Here is a 24,482-nt window from a genome sequence, read left to right as displayed (position 1 = left end):
TGGGCACGTGGTGTGGCGGTCGACTGGTCCCCGGCGTTCGCCCCGTACGGTCCGCAGCGGGTGGAGTTGCCGACGTACGCCTTCCAGCGGCAGCGCTACTGGCTGGACGCACCGCAGGCACCGGCCGGCCCCTTCGCCGATCCCGCCGTGCTCGGCGGGGTCGACCTGGCCGACGACGGGTTCTGGGAGTCGGTCGAGGGTGAGGACGTCGAGACCCTCGCCGAGACCCTCGGACTGGACGACGTGCAGTCACTGGGCGCCGTCGTACCGGCCCTGTCGTCCTGGCGCCGGAGCCGGCGGAAGCGTTCCACCCTCGACAGCTGGCGCTACCGCATCGTGTGGCGGCCGAAGCCCGAACAGGGCGGGGCACCCGCGACCCTGGACGGCACCTGGCTCCTCGTCGTCCCCGAGGGGCACGAGGACGGCGACCTCGTGCGCGAGGTGACCTCGGCGCTGCGGGAGCGGGCCGCCGGCCTGCGCGTCCTCGTCGCCGGTGCCCTGGACGCCGAACGCGACCGGCTCGCCGACCGGCTGAAGGAGGAGGCGGCCCACGGACCCGTGCACGGCGTCCTGTCGCTGCTCGCCCTCGACGAACGCCCCTGGTCCGACGAGGGCGTCCTGCCCACCGGTCTGGTCCTGACGACCACCCTGATCCAGGCACTCGGCGACGCATCGCTCGAAGCGCCCCTGTGGTGCGCCACGCGTGGCGCGGTCTCCGTGCACCGCCACGACGCACCGGACCGTCCGCTGCAGGCCATGGCCTGGGGCCTCGGCCGGATCGCCTCGATGGAGTACCCGCAGCGCTGGGGCGGCCTGCTCGACCTGCCGGAGGTCCTGGACGAGCGGGCCGGCCGGCGTCTCGCCGCGGCCCTGTCGGGGGACCTCGACGAGGACCACCTCGCCCTGCGCGGGTCCGGCCTGTTCACCCGCCGGCTCGTCCGGGCCGGCGACGGCCCGCGCCCGGACGGCCCGGCCTGGACGCCCAGCGGTACCGTTCTGGTCACCGGTGGCACGGGCGGCCTCGGCCGGCACGTCGCCCGCTGGCTGGCCCGCGGCGGTGCCGAACACCTGGTACTGGTCAGCCGGCACGGCGCCGACGCCCCCGGCGCCGCTGAACTCGTCGCCGAACTCGCCGAGCTGGGCACCCCGGCGAGCGTCGTCGCCTGTGACGTCGCCGACCGCGAGGCCGTCCGCCGGCTGATCGACGACCTGCCCGGCGGCGGCACCCTGACGGCCGTCGTGCACACCGCCGGCATCATCGACGACGGTGTCATCGACGCGCTCACCCCGCAGCGCGCCCACGGCGTGCTGCGCCCGAAGGCCGACGCCGTGCTGGCCCTGCACGAGGCGACCCGTCACCTCGACCTGTCCGCGTTCGTCCTGTTCTCCTCCATGGCCGGCACGCTGGGCCGATCCGGTCAGGGCAGCTACGCGGCCGCCAACGCCTTCCTCGACGCCTTCGCCGCCCGGCGGCGCGCCGACGGCCTGCCCGCGACGTCCATGGCCTGGGGCACCTGGGCCGGGGGCGGCATGGTCGGCGAGGAGGTCGCCCAGCGGCTGCGCCGCGACGGCGTGCCGCCGATGGACCCCGAGCTGGCGGTGTCCGCCCTCCAGCAGGCCCTCGACCAGGACGAGGAGTTCCTCGTCGTCGCCGACGTCGACTGGAAACTCCTCACCGCCCGCGCCTTCGCCGCGCTCCGTGACTTCCCCGAGGCCCGGGCCGCCGCCGCGGCCGACGGCGAGCGCGCCGAGAAGGAACCCGGGGCACAGGACGGGCCGCCGCTGCCGGCCAGGCTGCGCCGACTGGCCCCCGCCGAACGCCGCGCCGCACTCGTGACGGAGGTCCGCCGGCAGGCCGCGGCGGTGCTCGGCCACGCCGACGCCGACGCCGTGCCCGAGGGCAGGGCCTTCCGCGACCTCGGCTTCGACTCGCTGACCGCCGTCGAGCTGCGCAACCGCCTCGCCGAGGCGACCGGGCTGCGCCTGCCCGTCACCATGGCCTTCGACCACCCCTCGGCCGCCGCGCTCGCCGCACACCTCGACACCGAACTCTTCGACGACACCGGGACCGGACCGGCGGACGGACTCCCCGCCCGCCCGCAGACCGTCACCGACGACCCGATCGTCATCGTCGGCATGGGCTGCCGCTTCCCCGGCGGCGTACGCTCGCCCGAGGAACTGTGGCGCCTGGTCGCCGACGGCACGGACGCCATCGCCCCGTTCCCCGACAACCGCGGCTGGGACATCGACGGCCTCTACGACCCCGACCCCGACAAGCCGGGCCACACCTACGCCCGGCACGGCGGATTCCTCTACGACGCCGACCGGTTCGACCCCGCCTTCTTCGGGATCTCACCCCGCGAGGCCGTCGCCGTCGACCCGCAGCACCGGCTGCTGCTGGAGACGTCCTGGGAGGCCTTCGAACGGGCCGGGATCGACCCCGGGCTCGTCAAGGGCAGCCAGACCGGCGTCTTCATCGGCTCCAACTACAACGACTACGGCAGCCGGGCCCGCCAGGCCCCCGACGGCCTGGAGGGCTACCTGGCCACGGGCAGCGCCAGCAGCGTCGCCTCCGGCCGCATCGCCTACACCTTCGGCCTGGAGGGCCCGGCGGTCACCGTCGACACCGCCTGCTCCTCCTCCCTGGTCGCCCTGCACCTCGCCGTGCAGGCACTGCGCACGGGGGAGTGCGGGCTCGCCCTCGCGGGCGGCGTCACCGTGATCTCCACACCGGACACCTTCGTCGAGTTCAGCAGGCAGCGCGCCCTGTCGCCCGACGGCCGCTGCAAGGCCTTCTCCGCCGACGCCGACGGGGCCGGCTGGGCCGAGGGCGTCGGCCTGCTGCTCCTGGAGCGGCTCTCCGACGCGCGCCGCAACGGCCACACCGTCCTGGCGACCGTCGCCGGCACGGCCGTCAACCAGGACGGCGCCTCCAACGGCCTCACCGCCCCCAACGGCCCCTCGCAGCAGCGGGTCATCCGGCAGGCCCTCGCCTCCGCGGGCCTGACCCCCGCCGACGTGGACGCCGTCGAGGCGCACGGCACCGGCACCAAGCTCGGCGACCCCATCGAGGCACAGGCCCTCCTCGCGACGTACGGCCAGGACCGGCCCGCCGACCGGCCGCTGTGGCTCGGCGCACTGAAGTCCAACATCGGTCACACCCAGGCCGCCTCGGGCGTCGCCGGCGTCATCAAGATGGTGATGGCGATGCGGCACGGCGTCCTGCCCCGAACCCTGCACGCCGAGAACCCCTCCCCGCACATCGACTGGTCCTCGGGCGCGGTACGCCTGCTCGACCAGGAACGCGAGTGGGCCCCGGGCGACGCCCCGCGCCGCGCCGGCGTCTCCTCCTTCGGCGTCAGCGGCACCAACGCCCACGTCATCCTCCAGGAACCCGACTCCGAGCCCGCCACGGCCGCCCTCCCCGAGGCGAACGACCCGAAGGGGACCGCGACCGCACCGGTCGTCCCGTGGCTGCTGTCGGCCCGGGGCACGGACGCCCTGCGCGAGCAGGCACGCCGGCTGCTCGACCACCTCGCCGCACCGCACACCGCGAGCCCCGCCGACATCGCGCTGTCCCTGGCCGGCGGACGGGCCGCCTTCGAGGACCGGGCCGCGATCGTCGCGGGCGACCCCGGCTCCTTCGCCGAGGCCCTGACCGCGCTCGCCGAGGGCCGCGAACACCCGCGCCTCACCGTGGACCGGGCACGCTCCGGCAAGGTGGCGTTCCTCTTCTCCGGACAGGGCGCGCAACGGCCCGGCACCGGACGCCGGCTCTACGCCGAGTACGACGCCTTCGCCGACGCCCTGGACGCCGTCTGCGCACACCTGGACCCGCACCTTGAACAGCCCCTGCGGGACGTGCTGTTCGCCGAACCCGGCACCCCCGAGGCCGCCCTCCTCGACCGGACCGCCTACACCCAGGCGGGCCTGTTCGCCCTCGAGGTCGCCCTGTTCCGGCTGCTGGAGAGCGCGGGCTTGAAGCCCGACGTGCTCCTCGGGCACTCCGTCGGCGAGATCGCCGCCGCGCACGTCGCCGGGGTGCTCTCCCTCGAGGACGCCTGTCTGCTGGTCGCCACCCGCGGCCGGCTCATGCAGGAGCTGCCGGAGGGCGGCGCCATGATCTCCGTACAGGCGACCGAGCAGGAGGTGCTGCCGCTGCTCGCCGAGCACGACGGCAGGGCCGCGATCGCCGCCCTCAACAGCCCGCTGGCGACCGTGGTCTCCGGGGACGAGGACGCGGTGACCGCCGTCGCCGACGCGCTCGCCGCCCAGGGCCGCAAGACCCGCCGGCTCAACGTCAGCCACGCCTTCCACTCGCCTCGCATGGACGCCATGCTCGACGAGTTCACCGCCCGCACCGCGCACCTGGAGCACAGCACACCGGTGCTGCCCGTCGTGTCGGCCGTGACCGGCCGCCCGTACGGCGAGGACGAGACCGGCGACCCCGCCCACTGGGCGCGCCAGGTCCGCGAAGCCGTCCGCTTCGGCGACGGCGTGCGCACCCTGGAGGAACAGGGCGTCACCACCTACGTCGAGATAGGCCCCGGCGGCGTGCTGACCGCACTCGCCGGCGAATGCGTCACCGGCGACGCCACCCTCGTACCGCTGCTGCGCCACGACACCGACGAGGGCGAGTCCCTCACCGCCGGGCTCGCCCGGCTGCACGTCCGCGGCCACGCGACCGACTGGGCCGCGCTGCTCGCACCGCTGCGGGCGCGCCGCGTCGACCTGCCGACCTACCCGTTCCAGCGGAGCCGGTACTGGCTCCAGGCCACCACCGGCGCCCGCGACGTCGCCCAGGCCGGTCTGGAGGCCGCCGGGCACCCGCTGCTCGACGTCGCCGTACCGCTGGCCGGATCCGACGGGGCGCTGCTCACCGGCACCGTGTCCGTGGAACGCCAGCCCTGGCTGCGCGACCACGCGCTCGGCGACACCGTCCTCTTCCCGGGCACCGCGTTCCTCGAACTCGCCCTGCAGGCCTGCGAACGGGCCGGCGCGGCACAGGTCACCGACCTCACCCTGGAGGCACCCCTGGTCCTGCCGGCCACCGGCGCCGTCCAGCTCCAGGTCACCGTCGCCCCCTCCGACGGCTCCGGGACCCGCGCCCTGACCGTGTACGCCCGGCCCCTGAGCACCCACGACGAGACGGACCGGCCCTGGGTCCGGCACGCCGGGGGCACGCTCGGCGACGAACCGCACGGTCCGGCCGAGCGCCTCGACACGACGGCCTGGCCGCCCGCCGGAGCCGAACCGCTCGACGTGTCCGGGCTGTACGACCGCATCGCCGCCGGCGGCTTCGGCTACGGGCCCTCGTTCCGCGGCCTGCGCGCCGCCTGGCGCCTGGGCGACGAGGTGTACGCGGACATCGCCCCGGAGGACGGCGTCCCCCACGAGCGCGCCGAGGACTTCACCGTTCACCCCGCGCTGCTGGACGCCGCACTGCACACCGTGGCACTCGTCGCCGACCCCGAGGGACCCACGGTCCTGCCGTTCTCCTTCACCGGAGCGACGGTGACCGCGGCCGGGCCCGCCGCGCTGCGGGTGCGGCTCACCCCCCAGGGGGACCAGCGGTACGCGGTCGCGGTCGCCGACGCCACGGGCACCCCCGTCGCCGGCATCGCGGGCCTCGTCCTGCGCCCCGTCGACACCGACCGGCCGGCGGCGCACCCCTCCGGCGCCGCCGGCCTGCACCGCCTGCGCTGGGTGCCCACCGACACCGGTGCCGCCGCCGGCGGCCACACCGGCGGGGCACCGGCCCTCGTGGGCGCCGACGGAGCCCTGGCCGACTGGGCCGACCGGCACCCCGGCCGGGTCACCCGGCACGACAGCCTCGACACCCTGCGGGCCGAGGTCGCCGCCGGCGCTCCGCTGCCGCGCACGGTACTGGTGTCCCTGCCCGCCACCGACGGGGCCGAGGACCTCGCCGCCGCCGTACGGCGGACCACGCACCGGGCCCTCGAACTGGCCGTCACCTGGCTGCGTGACGAGACGTTCGCCGCGGCACGGCTGGTGTTCGCCACCCGCCACGCCGTGGCGACCGGCACGGCCGACGCCCCGGACAACGACCCGGCGCAGGCCGCCGTATGGGGTCTGATCCGCACGGCCAAGGCCGAGAACCCGGGCCGCTTCGGCCTCCTCGACCACGACGGCGCCGCCGCCTCCCTGGACCTGCTGCCCGCGGCCCTGGCCGGCGACGCGACGGAGACCGCCCTGCGCGGCGGCAGCGCGCTCACGCCGCGCCTGACCCGCGTCCAGGACACATCCGCCGGGGACCCCGCCCGCCTCGCCGGATCCGGCACGGTACTGATCACCGGGGCGTCCGGAGTGCTCGCCCGGCAGGTGGCCCGGCACCTCGCCACCACGCACGCGGTCCGCTCCCTGCTCCTGGTCAGCCGGCGCGGAGCCGAGGCCGAGGGCATGCCCGCGCTCGCCGAGGAACTGCGCGGCAGCGGCACGGAGGTGACGGTCGCCGCCTGCGACGTCGCCGACCGCGACGCCCTGACCGCACTCCTCGCCCAGCTTCCCGCCGAGCGCCCGCTGACCGCCGTCGTGCACACCGCGGGTGTCCTCGACGACGGCGTCGTCGAGGCCCTCACCCCCGAACGGCTGGACACCGTACTGCGGGCCAAGGCCGACGCCGCGCTCCACCTCGACGAACTCACCCGGGACGGCGGCCCCGTCGAACTGGTCCTGTTCTCCTCGGTCGCCGGCACCTTCGGCGGCGTCGGACAGGGCAACTACTCGGCGGCCAACGCCTTCCTCGACGCCCTCGCCACCCGGCGCGCCGCCGCCGGACACCCGGCGCTGTCCCTGGCCTGGGGACTGTGGGCGGAACGCAGCGGCATGACCGGCAAGCTCGGCGAGGCCGACTGGCGCCGGGTGCAGCGCGGCGGCCTGCGGCCCATGGAGACCCCCGACGCCCTCGCACTGCTCGACGCCGCACTCGGCGCCCCGGACGCGTTCCTCGCGCCGGCCGCGCTGAACCCGGCCGACCTGCGCGCCGCCGACGGCTCCGTGCCCGAGCTGCTGCGCGACCTCCTGCCCGCCCGCACCCCGCGGGTGGCCCGCGCGAGCGGTGCGGCCACCGCCGGCGCCACGGCACCGGAGCCCGGCACCACACTGCGGGACCGCCTCGCGGAACTGCCCCAGCACGAGCGCTACGAGGCCGTGCTGCGGGCGGTGCTCGACCAGGCGGCCCTCGTCCTGGGCTACGACACGGCCGACCTCATCGACCCCGAACGGGGTTTCCTGCAGGTCGGCTTCGACTCCCTGACCGCCCTCGAACTGCGCAACCGGCTCGGCGCCCTCGGCGGCGTCCGGCTGCCGGCCACCCTGCTGTTCGACTACCCGACCCCGGCGGGACTCGCCGACCACCTGCTGACCAGGATGGCCCCCGCCCCCTCCGCGACCGGTACCCCCGAAGGGTCCGTCCTCGCCCGACTCGACCAGTTGGAAGGAGAGTTCCAGCAGGTGCTGGCCGACGCCGGGCCGCACGACGACCTCTACGACGGACTCCGCGGCCGGCTCCAGCGGCTGCTCGACCGACTCGACGCCGCCGCACCCGACGTGCGGCAGGCAGCCGGCACCGGCCACCCGGACGAGGTGTCGGACGACGAACTCCGCCGGTTCCTGGAGACCGAACTCGGCGGTGCCTGACCCCGCGGGGCGGCGGCCGCACCGGGCCGCCGCCCCCTCCCACACGTCACCTGGATGGAACTGTGAAGGCTCTCGTGCTCGCGGGGGGATCCGGTACGCGGCTGCGCCCGATCACCCACACGTCCAGCAAGCAACTGGTCCCGGTCGCCAACAAACCGATCCTCTTCTACGGTCTCGAGGCCATCGCCGCGGCCGGCATCACCGACGTGGGCGTCATCGTCGGAGACACCGCCGACGAGATCAGGGCCGCCGTCGGCGACGGCTCGGCCTTCGGCCTGGACATCACCTACATCCCGCAGAGCGAACCCCTCGGGCTCGCCCACGCCGTCCTCATCGCCCGGTCCTTCCTCGGCGACGACGACTTCGTCATGTACCTCGGCGACAACTTCGTCCTCGACGGCATCACCGACGTCGTCGAGGAGTTCCGCAAGGACCGCTGCGACGCCCAGATCCTGCTCACCCGCGTCTCCGACCCCACCGCCTTCGGCGTCGCCGTCATCGACGACAGCGGCAACGTCGTCGACCTGGAGGAGAAACCCCGCCACCCGAGGAGCGACCTCGCCGTCGCCGGGGTCTACCTCTTCACCCCCAGCGTGCACGACGCCGTACGCGCCATCGAACCCTCCCCGCGCGGCGAACTGGAGATCACCGACGCCCTGAAGTGGCTGATCGACCAGCGGCTCGACGTGCGCTCCACCGTGATCACCGGGTACTGGAAGGACACCGGCAACGTCAACGACATGCTGGAGGTCAACCGCACCCTCCTGGAACGCCTGGAGACCCGCATCGACGGCTACGTCGACGAAGCCAGCGAGATCATCGGACGCGTCCGCATCGAGGCCGGCACCGAGGTGCGCAACTCGCGCATCGTCGGCCCCGCCGTCATCGGCGCCGGCAGCGTCATCACCGACTCCTACATCGGCCCCTCCACGTCCGTCGCCGAGAACTGCCGCATCACGGCCAGCGAGATCGAGTTCTCCATCATGCTGCGGGACTCCTCCTTCGACCGCATCCGCCGCGTCGAGGCCTCCCTCATCGGGCGCAACGTCCAGGTGACCCTCGCCCCGCGGCTGCCCGCCGCCCACCGGTTCGTGATCGGCGACCACGGCCGCGTGCAGATACCGTCATGACACCCGTACGGCTCCTCGTGGTGACCGCGGTCGCCGCGGAACGCGAGGCCGCGGCCCGAGGCCTGGAACCGGCCGCACCGCCCACCGAGCACACCCTGCCCGGGCGCGTCCTCAGACGGGTCGGCGACGGCACCGCACCCGGCCCGCTCCGCGCCGACCTGCTCGCGGCGGGCGTCGGCCCGGCCGCCGCCGCGGCCGCCACCGCCGCCGCCCTCACCGCCGCGGCGCTGCGCGACGAGCCGTACCACCTCGTCGTCAGCGCCGGCATCGGCGGCGGCTTCGCACCGCACGCACCCGTCGGCGCCGTCGTCGTCGCCGACCGTGTCGTCGCCGCCGACCTGGGCGCCGACTCACCCGAGGGCTTCCTGCCCGTCGACGCCCTCGGCTTCGGCAGGACCGTCCACCACTGCCCGCCCCGGCTCGCCACGGCCGTGGCCCGCGCCGCCGGCGCCACCCACGCGCCCGTCCTCACCGTCTCCACCGCCACCGGTACCGCCGAACGCGCCCGCGCCCTCGCGTCCGCACACCCCGGCGCCGGGGCGGAGGCCATGGAGGGCTTCGGCGTCGCCGAGGCCGCCGCCGCCCACCACACCCCCGTACTGGAGATCCGCACCGTCTCCAACGCCGTCGGTCCCCGCGACCGTTCGGCCTGGCGCATCGGTGAGGCGCTCGCCGCTCTCCAGGAGACCTTCACCGCCCTGCGCACCGTCCTGGAGAAGGGCGATCCGCCGCCGTACGACTGAGCGCCCGACCGACGAAGCGGCGGCGCCCGGCGACCCCTCTCGCCGGGCACCGTCGCTTCGCCATGTCCGGCCCCGGGCCTGCGGTGATGATTTCCAAGGGTTTCCCCAGACAACCCGGCCAGGGCCCCGGAAACGGCTGCCACCCGGGACATGCTGTCCAAGCCGCAGGAGGTGCGGCCGTTCCGTCACCACAACAGCATGGGGGCAGTCCATGTCGAATGAAGCGAAGCTTCGGGACTACCTCAAACGGCTCACCGTCGAACTGCACGAGACCCGGCGCAAGCTGGGCCGGCTGGAGTCGAAGGACAACGAGCCCGTCGCCGTCGTCGGCATGAGCTGCCGCCTCCCCGGCGGCGTCCGCTCACCCGAGGACTTCTGGGACCTGCTGGTCTCCGGCACCGACGCCGTGACCGAATGGCCCGCCGACCGCGGCTGGGACCTCGGCCCCGACCAGGCCACCGGCGGTGAGAGCCGCCGCGGCGGCTTCGTCCTCGACGCCGACCGCTTCGACCCCGCCTTCTTCGGCATCTCGCCCCGCGAGGCCCTCGCCATGGACCCGCAGCAGCGCCTGCTGCTGGAGGCGACCTGGGAGGCCTTCGAACGCGCCGGCATCGACCCCGCCACCCTGCGCGGCAGCCGTTCCGGAGTCTTCGTCGGCTGCAGCGACCAGGGCTACAGCAGCGGCCTCAGCGAGGTACCCGACGACGTCCGCGGCCATCTGCTGACCGGCACCTCCATGTCCGTCGTCTCCGGCCGCGTCGCCTACACGCTCGGCCTGGAGGGCCCTGCGGTCACCGTCGACACCGCCTGCTCCTCCTCCCTCGTCGCCCTCCACCTGGCCGCCCAGTCACTGCGCTCCGGCGAGTGCTCGCTCGCCGTCGTCGGCGGCGTGACCGTCATGTCGAGCCCCGGCGCCTTCATCGAGTTCGGGCAGCAGGGCGGCCTCGCCTCCGACGGCCGCTGCAAGGCGTTCGCCGAGGACGCGGACGGCACCGGCTGGGCCGAGGGCGTCGGCGTCATCGTCGTCGAACGGCTGTCGGACGCCCGGCGCAACGGCCACCAGATCCTCGCCGTCGTACGCGGCTCCGCCGTCAACCAGGACGGCGCATCCAACGGTCTCACCGCCCCCAACGGCCCCTCCCAGCAGCGCGTCATCCTCGCCGCCCTCGCAGGCGCGGGCGTGGCGGCCACCGACGTCGACGCCGTCGAGGCCCACGGCACGGGCACCGCGCTCGGCGACCCCATCGAGGCCCAGGCCCTCCTCGCCACCTACGGCCAGGGCCGCGAGATCGACCGGCCCCTGTGGCTCGGCTCCGTGAAGTCCAACATCGGCCACACCCAGGCCGCTGCGGGCGTCGTGGGCGTCATCAAGACCGTCCTGGCGCTCCGGCACGGCGTCCTGCCGCGCACCCTCCACGTCGAACAGCCGTCCTCGCACGTCGACTGGGCCGCGGGGAACGTCAAGCTCCTGACCGAGCCCACCGACTGGCCGGACACCGGGGACCGGCCGCGCCGTGCCGCCGTGTCCGCCTTCGGCGTCTCCGGCACCAACGCCCACGCCGTCATCGAACAGGCCCCCACGGCCGAACCGGACACCGAGCCCGCCCCCACCCGCGCCGGCCTCCCCCTGCTGCCCTGGGTGCTCTCCGGCCGCGACGAGGACGCCCTGCGCCAACAGGCCGCACACCTGGGCGCCCACCTCACCGACCACCCCGACACCGACCTCTACGACCTCGCCTGGTCCCTCGCCGCCACCCGCTCCGCCCTCCCACAACGCGCCGCCCTCCTCGGCACGGACCGCACCGACCTGCTGACCGGCCTCACCGCACTCGCCGAGGGCCGACCCGCCGACCGCGTCATCACCGGTTCCGCCGGCGCTGAGGGCAAGGTCGCGTTCCTGTTCTCGGGGCAGGGGGCTCAACGGCTGGGGATGGGACGGGAGTTGTATGACGCCTTCCCGGTGTTCGCGGAGGCCTTCGACGCGGTGTGCGCGCATCTGGAGGGTGACCTGCGTGGGGTGGTGTTCGGCGCGGATGCGGAGTTGCTGAACCGGACGGGGTGGACGCAGCCGGCGTTGTTCGCCGTTGAGGTGGCGTTGTTCCGGCTGGTGGAGTCCTGGGGCCTGTCCCCGGACTTCGTAGTGGGCCACTCCATTGGTGAGGTGGCGGCTGCGCATGTGGCTGGTGTGCTGTCGTTGGAGGATGCGTGCCGTCTGGTGGTGGCGCGGGGTCGGCTGATGCAGGAACTGCCTCCGGGTGGGGCGATGTTCGCGGTGGAGGCTTCCGAGGAGGAGGTCGTCCCGCTGCTGACGGGTGAGGTGTCGGTCGCGGCGGTGAACGGGCCGCGGTCCGTGGTGATCTCGGGTGCCGAGGCGGAGGTCTCGGCGGTCGCGGAAGAAGTCGCGGCCTTGGGCCGTCGCACGTCCCGCCTCCGCGTCTCCCATGCTTTCCACTCGCCGCTGATGGAGCCGATGCTGGCCGACTTCCGTGCGGTCGCCGACAGCGTCACCTACGCGGCACCGCGCATCCCGGTCGTGTCGAACGTGACCGGACAGGTCGCGGACGCCGGTGAGTTGGAGTCGGCGGAGTACTGGGTGCGGCACGTCCGGGAGGCGGTCCGGTTCGCCGACGGTGTGCACGCGCTCGAAGAGCAGGGTGTCACGCGGTTCGTGGAGATCGGCCCGGACGGGACGCTCACCGCGCTGGCCCAGTCCTGCGTCGCCGCCGGTGACGAGGCGCTCTTCGTGTCCACCCTCCGCAAGGACCGCCCCGAGGCCGAGGCTCTGACGACCGCCGTAAGCCGCCTGCACGTCCACGGCCGTACGTCCGACTGGTCGGCCCTCCTCCCCGGCGCACGACGCGTCGACCTGCCCACGTACGCCTTCCGGCGCGACCGCTACTGGCTCGAACGCTCCTACCGGGCCGACGGCCCGGCCGCCGCCACCGCCGAGGGCGACCACCGCTACCTGGTGACCTGGCGCCCCGTGGCCGGCCTGCCCGGCGAGGCCTGGCTGACCGGCCGCCGGCTGCTCGTCACCCCGGCCGCCCTCGACGACGACGGCTGGAACGGCGCCCTGACCGAGGCCCTGACCGCACGAGGCGCCGACGTGGTCACCGTGCCCTGCCCCGCCGACGCCGACCGCACGGCACTCGCCGAGCTGCTGGCCGCCGCCGCGGGGGACACCCCCGTCGCCGGAGTGGTGTCGGCCCTGGCCCTCTCCCCGGGCGAGCGCGCCGGAACACCGGAAGGTGTCCTGGCCGCCGCCCTCCTCGTGCAGGCACTCGGGGACACGGGCATCACCGCCCCACTGTGGACCCTCACCCGGGAAGCGGTCACGACCGGCGATGGCGACGCTCCGCCCCGCCTCGACCAGGCCGCCGTCTGGGGCCTGGGCCGGGTGGCGGCGCTCGAACACCCCGACCGCTGGGGCGGTCTCATCGACCTCCCGGGCGACCTCGACCGCCGCACCGCGTCCCGGCTGGCCGCCCTGCTGTCCGGCACCGGTGTCGAAGAGGACCAGGTGGCCGTCCGCGCCGGGAGCGTACTCGCGCGCCGCCTGGCTCGCGTCACGGAGGAACCCGGCACGCCCTGGACGCCCGGCGGTACGGTCCTGATCACCGGCGGCACGGGCGCGCTCGGCGCCCGTGTGGCCCGCTGGGCCGCCGCACAGGGAGCCGATCACCTCGTCCTCACCAGCAGGCGCGGCCCCGAGGCACCGGGCGCCACCGAACTGGAAGCCGAACTGTCGGCCACTGGCGTCCAAGTGACCCTTGTGCCCTGTGACATGACGGACCGTGAGGCGGTACGACAGCTGCTGGCGGACCACCCCGTGGACGCCGTCGTCCACACCGCCGGAGTACTCGCCGACGGAGTCCTCGACGGGCTCACCCCCGAGCAGTTCGACACGGTCATCCGCTCCAAGGTCGACGCCGCCCTCCATCTGGACGAGCTGACCCGCGACCGTGACCTCTCGGCGTTCGTCCTCTTCTCCTCCTTCGCCGGCACCGTCGGTTCCGCGGGCCAGGCCAACTACGCCGCCGCCAACGCGATGCTGGACGCGCTCGCCGAGCGCCGCCGTGCCGAGGGGCTGCCCGCCACCTCCGTGGCCTGGGGCCCCTGGGCCGGTGGCGGCATGGCCGCCGACGCCTCGGCCGAGGACCGGCAGCGCCGCGGAGGCGTCAACCTCCTCGACCCGGTGACCGGCCTCGACGCCCTCGCCGTCTGCGCGGCCTCGCCGTCCCCCGTGGCCTTCGTCGCCGACATCGACTGGACCCGGTTCGGGCCCGCCTTCACCGCGGTACGCACCAGCCCGCTCCTCGGCGAGCTGTACGCCGCCCCCAAGACCCCGTCCGAGCGGAGCACCCCCGCGACCGCCCTGCGGGAACGGCTCACCGGCCTCACCGCACAGGCACAGCGCGCCGAACTCCTCGACACCGTCCGGGCGCGGGCGGCGGCTGTGCTGGGTCATGGGGGTCCGGAGGCGGTTCCGGCGGATCGGGCGTTCCGTGATCTGGGTGTGGATTCGCTGATCGCGGTGGAGTTGCGGAACGTGCTGGGGGCGGAGTGCGGGGTGAGGCTGCCGGCGACGGTGGTGTTCGACTATCCGACTCCGGTGGCTCTGGCGGAGTTCTTGTACGGCGAGTTGGGCGGCGTGGTCGCGGAGGCGTCCGGGGTGTCGTCCTCGGGTTCCGTGGTGGGGGTGTCGGACGATCCGGTGGTGATCGTGGGGATGGCGTGCCGTTTCCCGGGCGGGGTGGATTCCCCGGAGGCGTTGTGGGAGCTGCTGTCGCAGGGGCGTGACGGGATCGTCGACTTCCCCACCGACCGAGGCTGGGACCTGGACGCCCTCCACACACCGAACGGGCCCTACACGAGCCACACCCGCAGGGGTGGATTCCTGCGTGATGTGGGTGCGTTCGATGCGGGGTTCTTCGGTGTTTCGCCGCGTGAGGCGTTGGCGATGGATCCGCAGCAGCGGGTGCTGCTGGAGACCTCGTGGGAGGCGGTGGAGCGGGCCGGGATCGATCCCCGGTCGTTGCGGGGTTCGCGGACGGGGGTGTTCGCGGGGACCAACGGCCAGGACTATCCGGCGTTGCTTTCGGTGTCGGAGGGTGACTTCGGCGGTTACGTGGGCACGGGGAACGCGGCGAGTGTGTTCTCGGGGCGGGTGTCGTATGTGCTGGGCCTGGAGGGTCCGGCGGTCACTGTCGACACCGCGTGCTCGTCGTCATTGGTCGCTCTTCATCTGGCCGCGCAGTCGCTGCGTTCTGGCGAGTGTGATCTTGCCTTGGCCGGTGGTGTGACGGTGATGTCGACGCCGGGGGCGTTTGTGGAGTTCAGCCGTCAGGGCGGGCTGGCGGGGGACGGCCGGTGCAAGGCGTTCGCGGAGGGTGCGGACGGGACGGGGTGGGGTGAGGGTGTCGGGGTGCTGCTGGTGGAGCGGCTCTCGGACGCCCGGGCCAACGGTCACCCGGTGCTGGCGGTGGTGCGGGGTTCGGCGGTCAATCAGGACGGTGCCTCCAACGGTCTGACGGCTCCGAACGGTCCTTCGCAGCAGCGGGTGATCCGGGCGGCGCTGGCCAGTGCCGGCCTGTCGCCCCAGGACGTGGACGCGGTGGAGGCGCACGGCACGGGCACCGCGCTGGGTGATCCGATCGAGGCGCAGGCGCTGATCGCCACGTATGGGCAGGACCGGCCCGCCGGCCGCCCGCTGTGGCTCGGCTCGGTGAAGTCGAATCTGGGTCACACGCAGGCCGCCGCGGGTGTCGCGGGTGTGATCAAGATGGTGGAGGCGCTGCGGCACGGCGTACTGCCCGCCACCCTGCATGTGGATGAGCCGTCGTCGCACGTGGAGTGGTCGGCGGGTGAGGTACGTCTCCTGGCGGAGCCGGCGGAGTGGCCGGAGGTGTCGCGTCCTCGCCGGGCGGGTGTGTCCTCGTTCGGGTTGAGCGGCACGAACGCGCACGTGGTGCTGGAGCAGGCGCCCGAGCCGGTGGAGGAGGAAGCCACCGAGGTCTCCCGGCCGCTGCCGGTGATCCCCTGGGTCGTTTCCGGGCAGGGCAGCGACGCACTCCGCGCTCAGGCGGAACGGTTGTGGGCCCATGTGCAGGCCCACCCGGAGCTGGACCCCGCCGACGTGGCGTTGTCACTCGCCAGGACACGGTCGGCCTTCGAGAACCGTGCGGTGGTCCGTGGTACCTCCCGGGAAGAATTGCTCGCGGGGCTGTTGGCCGTCCCGGTGCAGGGTGCTGTGACCGAGGGCAAGGTCGCGTTCCTGTTCTCCGGTCAGGGGGCTCAACGGCTCGGCATGGGGCGGGAGTTGTACGACTCCTTCCCGGTGTTCGCCGACGCCTTCGACGCGGTGTGCGCGCATCTGGAGGGTGACCTGCGTGGGGTGGTGTTCGGCGCGGATGCGGAGTTGCTGAACCGGACGGGGTGGACGCAGCCGGCGTTGTTCGCGGTGGAGGTGGCGTTGTTCCGGCTGGTGGAGTCCTGGGGCCTGTCCCCGGACTACGTCGTCGGGCATTCCATAGGTGAGTTGGCGGCTGCGCATGTGGCCGGGGTGCTGTCGCTGGAGGATGCGTGCCGTCTGGTGGTGGCGCGGGGCCGGCTGATGCAGGAACTGCCTGCGGGTGGTGCGATGTTCGCGGTGGAGGCCTCCGAGGAGGAGGTCGTGCCGCTGCTGACGCCGGACGTGTCGGTCGCGGCGGTGAACGGGCCGCAGTCCGTGGTGATCTCGGGTGCCGAGGCGGAGGTCTCGGCGGTCGCGGAAGAAGTCGCGGCCTTGGGCCGTCGCACGTCCCGCCTCCGCGTCTCCCACGCCTTCCACTCCCCGCTGATGGAGCCGATGCTGGCCGACTTCCGTGCGGTGGCGGACAGCGTCACCTACGCGGCACCGCGCATCCCGGTCGTGTCGAACGTGACCGGACAGGTCGCGGACGCCCGTGAGTTGGAGTCGGCCGAGTACTGGGTGCGCCATGTCCGCGAAGCGGTCCGGTTCGCCGACGGCGTGCACACGCTCCGGGAACGCGGAGTGCGCCGCTTCCTGGAGATCGGCCCGGACGGCACCCTCACCGCGCTCGCCCAGTCCTGCGTCACGGGCCACAGCGCCGAGACACTCTTCGTACCCACCCTCCGCAAGGACCGCCCCGAGCCGGACACCGCGATGGCCGCGCTGTCGAAGGCGTTCGTGCACGGGGTGAGTGTCGACTGGCCGGCCCTGCTGGCGGGTTCGGGTGCGCGGCCGGTCGAGCTGCCGACGTACGCCTTCCAGCGCGAGCGGTTCTGGCCCGAGCCCGCGCAGTCGGCCACTGTCGCCGCCTCGGCCGATCCGCTGGACGCGGACTTCTGGCAGGCGGTGGAGCGCGGTGACGCGCAGGGCCTCGCCGAGGTCCTGGGCGTCGGCGAGCAGGAACTCGACGCCGTCGTGCCGGCGTTGTCCGCCTGGCGTCGGGGCGCGGCAGAGCGCTCTCGTGTCGACGGTTGGCGCTACCGCATCGACTGGCAGCCCGCCACCGTACCGCCCCCCGTGACGGACACCGGCCGCTGGCTGCTCCTCCAGCCCTCCGATGCCCGCCCGCTCGACGGCATCGGTGAGTTCCTGCCCGGCATCGAGCAGCTGACCTACGATCCCCAGGCCGGCCGCGCCGAGCTGGCACAGCTCCTCACCGCCGCCGCAGCGGAAGGGGAGCCCGTCACCGGTGTCCTGGCCCGCCCGCAGGGCACGGCGGACGCCCTGACCCTCGTACAGGCACTGGGCGACGCCGACCTGACCGCACCCCTGTGGCTGCTCACCACCGCAGCCGTCACCGCGGGCGCCTCCTCCGAAGGTGTCGTCGATCCGGCGCAGGCGGCCCTGTGGGGCTTCGGCCGGGTCGCGGCCCTGGAACACCCCGACCGCTGGGGCGGTCTCGTCGACCTGCCCAGCCGTCCGGACCGTCGTGTCCTGGCCGCACTGGCCGCAGTCGTGGTCGACGGCGCCGAGGACCAGGTGGCCGTACGGGGAGCGGACGTGTTCGCCCGCCGCCTCTCCCACGCCCCCGTGCCCGGCGGCGCGCCGGCGCTGTCGGCCGATGCCTGGCACGCGTCGGGCCGGGTGCTGGTGACGGGCGGTACCGGGGCGCTCGGTGCGCACCTGGCGCGCTGGCTGGTCGGGCGGGGCGCTCGGGAACTGGTCCTCACCAGCCGCCGTGGCCCGGACGCCCCCGGCGTGGGCGAGCTGATCCGCGAACTCGAGGAACTCGGCGCCCAGGTCACGGTGGAGGCCTGTGACATGGCCGACGGCGACGCGGTCGCCGAGCTGCTGCGGCGGCACCCGGTCGACGCGGTCTTCCACGCGGCGGGTGTCCTGGACGACGACGTGATCGACGCGACGACCCCCGAGCGCACGGCCGCCGTGCTGCGCGCCAAGGCCGTGGCGGCCGATCACCTCGACACGCTGACCCGGGACGGCGACCTGTCGGCGTTCGTGGTGTTCTCCTCGATCGCGGGGGTGTGGGGCAGCGGCGGCCAGGCGGCCTACGCGGCGGCCAACGCCCACCTCGACGCCCTCGTCGAACGCCGCCGCGCCCAGGGGCTCACCGGAACCGCCGTCGCCTGGGGCCCCTGGGGCGAGAGCGGCATGGCGGCCGGTGCCGAGGCGCAGGAACTGCTGCGCCGCCGGGGACTGTGCCCGCTCGAGCCCGAGTCGGCGCTGCGCGCTCTCTCCCGGGCGCTCGAACTCGGCGACACCGCCGTGGTCGTGGCCGACGTGGACTGGGACCGCTTCGCTCCCGCGTTCACGACCGGCCGCCCCAGCCCGCTGCTGTCCACCCTGCCGGAGGCCGCCGACGCACTGCGCGGCGCGGACCGGACGACGGCCGGCACGGACACCGCGGCCGCCCTGCGCGCACGGCTCGCCGGGCTTCCGGCCGAGGACCGCGACGCGGAACTCCTCGCGCTGGTCCGCGAACACGCCGCCGTCGTGCTCGCCCACACCGACACCGCCGCCGTCGCCCCCGGGCGGACCTTCCGTGAACTGGGCTTCGACTCGCTGACCGCCGTCGAACTGCGCAACGCGCTCACCGGCGCCACCGGTGTGCCGCTGCCGTCCACGCTCGTCTTCGACCACCCCACACCGCTGGCCGTCACCACCCGACTGAGCCAGGAACTCTTCGGCACCGACACCGGCATCCGAACCGGCGCCGAAACCGGTGCCGGACCCGACAGCGGGCCCGACACCGACCCCGTCGTCATCGTCGGCATGGGCTGCCGGCTGCCGGGCGGTGTGACAGGTCCCGAGGACCTGTGGCGGGTCGTCTCCGGAGGCCTCGAGACGGTCTCCGCCTTCCCCGAGGACCGCGGCTGGGACCTGGAGACCCTGCTCGCGGCCAGCGACACCCGCTCGGGCGGCTTCCTGACGGAGGCGGCCGGCTTCGACGCGGCGTTCTTCGGCATCAGCCCCCGCGAGGCGCTCGCGATCGACCCGCAGCAGCGGCTGATCCTGGAAACGTCCTGGGAGGCGCTGGAGCGCGGCGGTATCGACCCGGCCGGCCTCAAGGGCAGCCGCACCGGCGTCTTCGTCGGCGCCGGGAGCTCCGGCTACGGCACGGGCCTGACCGAGGTACCCGAGGGCCTCGGCGGACACCTGCTGACGGGCGGTGCCGGAAGCGTCGTCTCCGGCCGGGTCGCGTACGCGCTCGGCCTGGAGGGCCCCGCGGTCACCGTCGACACGGCCTGCTCCTCCTCGCTCGTCGCCCTGCACCTCGCCGCGCAGTCCCTGCGGTCGGGTGAGTGCGACCTCGCCCTGGCCGGGGGCGTCACCGTCATGGCGAACCCCGGCGCGTTCGTCGAGTTCAGCCTCCAGGGGGGCCTCGCCCCCGACGGCCGCTGCAAGGCGTTCGCCGACGGCGCCGACGGCACGGGCTGGTCGGAGGGCGTCGGCGTACTCGTCGTGGAGCGGCTGTCGGACGCCCGGCGCCACGGCCACCGCGTCCTCGCCGTCGTCCGTGGCACCGCGGTCAACCAGGACGGCGCCTCCAACGGACTGACCGCGCCGAACGGACCCGCGCAGCAGCGCGTCATCCGCCAGGCGCTCTCCTCCGCGGGTCTCGCCCCGGCCGACGTGGACGCCGTCGAGGCACACGGCACCGGCACCGTGCTCGGCGATCCCATCGAGGCGCAGGCGCTGCTGGCCACCTACGGGCAGGGCCGGGCCGAGGACCGGCCGCTGTGGCTCGGCTCGGTGAAGTCGAACATCGGTCACACGCAGGCCGCCGCCGGTGCCGCCGGCATCATCAAGATGGTCCTCGCCCTCGACAAGGGCGTCCTCCCGCGCACCCTGCACGCCGACGCGCCCACGTCGCGCGTCGACTGGAACGCGGGCGGCGTCCGGCTGCTGACCGACCAGCGGGACTGGCCGGACACCGGCCGTCCGCGCCGCGCCGGCGTCTCCGCCTTCGGCGTGTCCGGCACCAACGCCCACGTCGTGATCGAACAGGCCCCGCCCGCGCCGGCCGCCCCCGAGGCGACCGCCCACCGGGCCGCCCCCGAAGCGGCGACGCCGTGGATCGTGTCCGCCCGCAGCGCCGCCGTCCTGCGCGAGCAGGCCGCACGGCTCCTCACCCACGTCGAGGAGCACCCGGGGCTCGACACCGCCGACATCGCCCACGCCCTGGTGGCGACCCGGCCCGGCTTCGAACACCGGGCCGTGGTGCACGGCACCGGGCGGGCGGACCTGCTGCGCGGCCTCGCGGCCGTCGCCGCGGGCGAACCGTCCCCGGACGCCGTCACCGGCGACACCCTCACCGAGGGCTCCACCGCGTTCCTCTTCGCCGGCCAGGGCACCCAGCGCCCCGGCATGGGCCGTGGCCTCTACACCGCCTTCCCCGTCTACGCCGACGCCTTCGACGCCGTGTGCGCCCATTTCGACGGCCAGTTGGAGCGGCCGCTGCGCGAGGTCGTGCTCGGCGACGACACCGCCCTCCTCGACCGCACGGAATACGCGCAGCCCGCGCTGTTCGCCGTCGAGGTCGCGCTGTACCGGCTGGTCGAGTCCTGGGGCGTACGGCCCGGCCACCTGCTCGGTCACTCCGTCGGCGAACTGGTCGCCGCCCACGTCGCCGGCGTCCTCTCCCTGCCCGACGCGTGCCGGCTGGTCGCCGCCCGGGGCCGGCTCATGCAGGCCCTGCCCGAGGGCGGTGCCATGGTCGCGGTCCAGGCCGCCGAGGAGGAGGTGCTGCCCCTGCTGGCCGGCCGGGAGGACGAGATCGGCCTGGCCGCCGTCAACGGCCCCCGGTCCGTGGTGATCGCGGGCGACGAGGAGGCCGTACTCGCCGTCGCCGCGCACTTCGCGGGCGAGGGACGCAAGACCACCCGGCTGCGCGTCAGCCACGCCTTCCACTCGCCCCGCATGGAACCCATGCTGGCCGGCTTCCGGGCCGTCGCCGAAGGCATCCGCTACGGCGAGCCGCGCATCCCGGTCGTCTCCGACACCACCGGCAGGCCCGCCGCGGCCGGCGAACTCTCCTCGCCCGAGTACTGGGTCAGGCACGTCCGCGAGGCGGTCCGCTTCGCCGACGGGATCGCCTGGCTGGAGCACGCCGGCGTGGCGCACTACCTCGAACTCGGGCCCGACACCACGCTGACCGCCCTCGCGAAGGGCGCCTGGGAGACACCCGGCCACCTCGCCGTGCCCGCGCTGCGCGACGACCGCCCCGAACCCGACGCCCTCGTCGCCGCCGTGGGCGCCCTGTACACGCGTGGCGTGCCCGTCGACTGGCGGTCCTGCCTGGACGCGGTCGCTCCCGGCGGCCGGCCCGCGCCGCTGCCCACCTACGCCTTCCAGCACCGGTCGTACTGGCTCGACGTACCGGTGGCGTCCGGCGACCCGTCGGCGGCGGGACTCCTCGACGCCGGCCACCCCCTGCTCGCCGCGGTCGTGCCGCCGGCCGAGGGGCAGACCGTCGTCCTCACCGGACGCCTCTCGGCGCACGCGCAGCCCTGGCTCGCCGCGCACCGGGTCGCCGGCTCCCTCGTGGTGCCCAGCACCGCGTTCCTCGAACTCGCCCTGCGCGCCGGTGCCCACACCGGCTGCGGGCACGTCCGCGAGCTCGTCCTCGAAACCCCGCTCGTCCTCCCCGAGCACGGCGGCGTCCACCTCCAGGTCCGCGTGGCGGAGCCCGACGCACGGGGTGCCCGTGCCTTCGGCGTGTACGGCCGGGCCGACGACCCCGCCGCCGACGGCCCCTGGACCCGGCACGCCGGCGGACTCCTGACCAGCAGTGAACCCGACCGTGCGGCCGAGGCGTACGACTTCGCCGCCTGGCCGCCCGCCGGTGCCGAACCGCTCGCCCTCGACGGCGGCTACGAACGGCTCGCCGCGGCGGGACTCGACTACGGGCCCGTCTTCCGGGGCCTCAAGGCCGCCTGGCACGACGGTGACGCCGTGTATGCCGAGGTCGCCCTCCCCGAGGGCACCGAGACCGAGGCCGGACGCTTCGATCTGCACCCGGCGCTGCTGGACGCGGCCCTCCACCCGCTCGGCCTCGGCGCGTTCGACGGATTCGGCGACGGCCGCGTCCTGTTCTCCCTCGGCGACGCCTCCCTCCAGGCGACCGGCGCCACGGTCCTGCGCGTCCGCCTCTCCCGCACCGGCCCCGACACCCTCACCCTGGAAACCGCCGACGCGATCGGCGACCCCGTCCTCAGCATCGCGTCGTTGCTGATGCGCCGGGTGCCCCCGGCCTCACCCACCCCGGGTGCCGCCGGTGCGGCAAGTGCGCCGGCCGCCACCGGCGCCGAGTCGGCCGCGGCGGATGCCGCTACCGGCGGGGCAGGCGCGTCGGGCGCGACAGCCGGTGCCGCCGCCGACGGGACAAGCGCCCCCGCCCCCACCTCGCCCGGACAGCAGTCCCCGGCGGTGGCCCGGCGGGTCGCCAGGCGCGCCGCGGCGCGGGAGGCGAAGTCCGGGGCGGGCCTGATCGAGCAGCTGGCCGGGCGCTCCGCGGGCGAGCGGGTGCGTACGCTGCTCACCACCGTGCGGACCGAGGTCGCGGCCGTGCTCGGCCATGACGGTCCCGCTGACGTCGAGGCCGCCCGGTCCTTCTCGGACCTCGGGTTCACCTCGCTCACCTCCGTCGAACTGCGCGACCGGCTCGGCACCGCGCTCGGCGTGGCACTGCCGGCCACCCTGGTCTTCGACCACCCCACCCCCAACGCCCTCGCCCAGTACCTGGACGCCGACCTGTTCGGCACCGCCGGGGACGACGACACCGTCCGCTCCGCGGCGCCCGTGGACGACGATCCGATCGTCGTCGTCGGCATGGCCTGCCGCTACCCCGGCGGGGTCCGCAGCCCCGAGGACCTGTGGGCCCTCGTCCTGGCCGGCGCCGACGGGATATCGCCGCTGCCCACCGACCGCGACTGGCACCCCGAGACCCTCTACCACCCGGACCCCGACCACCCGGGCACCGTCTACACCCGCGAGGGCGGATTCCTCCACGACGCCAGCCGGTTCGACCCGTCGTTCTTCGGCATCAGCCCCCGCGAGGCCCTCGCCATGGACCCGCAGCAGCGCCTGCTGCTGGAAACGTCCTGGGAGGCCCTGGAACGCGCCGGCATCGACCCGACCACCGCGCGCGGCAGCCGCACCGGCGTGTTCGCCGGCGTGACCTACCAGGACTACGTCACGATCCTGGCCGCCGCCGAGGACAACGTCGAGGGCTACGTCGGCACCGGCAACTCGCCCAGCGTGCTGTCCGGCCGCATCGCCTACGCCCTCGGCCTGGAGGGCCCGGCGGTCTCCGTCGACACCGCCTGCTCCTCCAGCCTCGTCGCCCTCCACCTCGCCGCCCAGGCGCTGCGCCAGGGCGAGTGCTCCCTCGCGCTCGCCGGCGGGGTGACCGTGATGTCCACTCCCGGCTCCCTCATCGAGTTCAGCCGGCAGCGCGCGCTCGCCCCGGACGGCCGCTGCAAGCCGTTCTCCGCGGACGCCGACGGCGCCAGCTGGGCCGAGGGCGTCGGCATGATCGTCCTGGAACGGCTCTCCGACGCCCGCCGCAACGGCCACCCGGTGCTGTCCGTGCTGCGCGGCAGCGCCCTGAACCAGGACGGCGCCTCCAACGGACTGACCGCGCCCAGCGGACCCTCGCAGCAGAGGGTGATCCGCCAGGCGCTCGCCGCCGCCGGCCTGGCCCCGGGGGAGGTCGACGCGGTCGAGGCGCACGGCACCGGAACCACCCTCGGCGACCCGATCGAGGCCCAGGCGCTCATCGCGGTATACGGCCAGGACCGGCCCGACGGCCACCCCCTGTGGCTGGGCTCCCTGAAGTCCAACATCGGCCACAGCCAGGCCGCCGCCGGTGTCGGCGGCGTCATCAAGATGGTCATGGCCCTCCGCGAGGGCGTCCTGCCGCGCACCCTGTACGCCGACACCCCCACCCCGCACGTCGACTGGACCGCGGGCGAGGTCCGGCTGCTGACCGAGCAGCTCGACTGGCCCGAGACCGGGCGTCCCCGCCGCGCCGGCGTCTCCTCGTTCGGCATGAGCGGCACCAACGCCCACGTCATCGTCGAACAGGCGCCCGACGCCGAGGTGTCCGGCACCGAAGTGCCCGGCACCGGAGCGGCCACCGCCGCCCCGGACGCCGGCCTCCCCGCCGGAGCCCTGCCCGTCGTACCGACCGTGCTGTCCGGCCGTACCGAGGCCGCGCTGAGGGACCAGGCCGCGCGACTGCGCGCCCATCTGCTCGCCCACCCCGGCACCCGCCTCGCCGACCTCGCGTACTCCCGGGCCACCACCCGCCCGGCCTTCGAACACCGGGCGGCCGTCCTCGCCACCGACCGCGACGCGCTCGACGAGGCCCTCGGCACCCTCGCCGCCGGCGCCCCCGTCACCGGGCCCGGCGTCGTCACCGCCACCGCCGGCGCCGGCAGCGCGGAACCCGTCCTGGTCTTCCCCGGACAGGGCGCC

Annotated in this window: 4 protein-coding genes (1 of these 4 only partly in view); all 4 read left to right on the top strand. The window is 74.8% G+C overall.

Annotated elements, in window-relative coordinates; all coding sequences use genetic code 11:
• The first annotated feature begins 12 nt into the window (after positions 1-12).
• Entirely contained in the window at positions 13-7,659 is a 7,647-nt protein-coding gene (locus ACFY01_RS42270; RefSeq protein ID WP_390741082.1) for an SDR family NAD(P)-dependent oxidoreductase, read from the top strand.
• A gap of 62 nt (positions 7,660-7,721) precedes the next feature.
• A complete protein-coding gene (locus tag ACFY01_RS42265) occupies positions 7,722-8,789 on the top strand; it encodes a glucose-1-phosphate thymidylyltransferase (protein ID WP_390741081.1) in 1,068 nt (355 codons plus the stop codon).
• A complete protein-coding gene (locus ACFY01_RS42260; RefSeq protein ID WP_390741080.1) occupies positions 8,786-9,532 on the top strand; it encodes a futalosine hydrolase in 747 nt (248 codons plus the stop codon). The genes ACFY01_RS42265 and ACFY01_RS42260 overlap by 4 nt, the downstream gene beginning before the upstream one ends.
• Before the next feature lie 211 nt (positions 9,533-9,743).
• Positions 9,744-24,482 carry the 5' portion of a type I polyketide synthase gene (locus ACFY01_RS42255; RefSeq protein WP_390741079.1) on the top strand. 9,678 nt of this gene lie beyond the right edge of the window, so 14,739 of the gene's 24,417 nt are visible here — the first part of the coding sequence; its start codon is at positions 9,744-9,746; its stop codon lies beyond the right edge, outside the window.

It is taken from the genome of Streptomyces sp. NPDC001480, from assembly GCF_042894725.1.
Lineage (GTDB): Bacteria > Actinomycetota > Actinomycetes > Streptomycetales > Streptomycetaceae > Streptomyces.
This window is presented reverse-complemented; position numbering and strand designations above follow the sequence as displayed.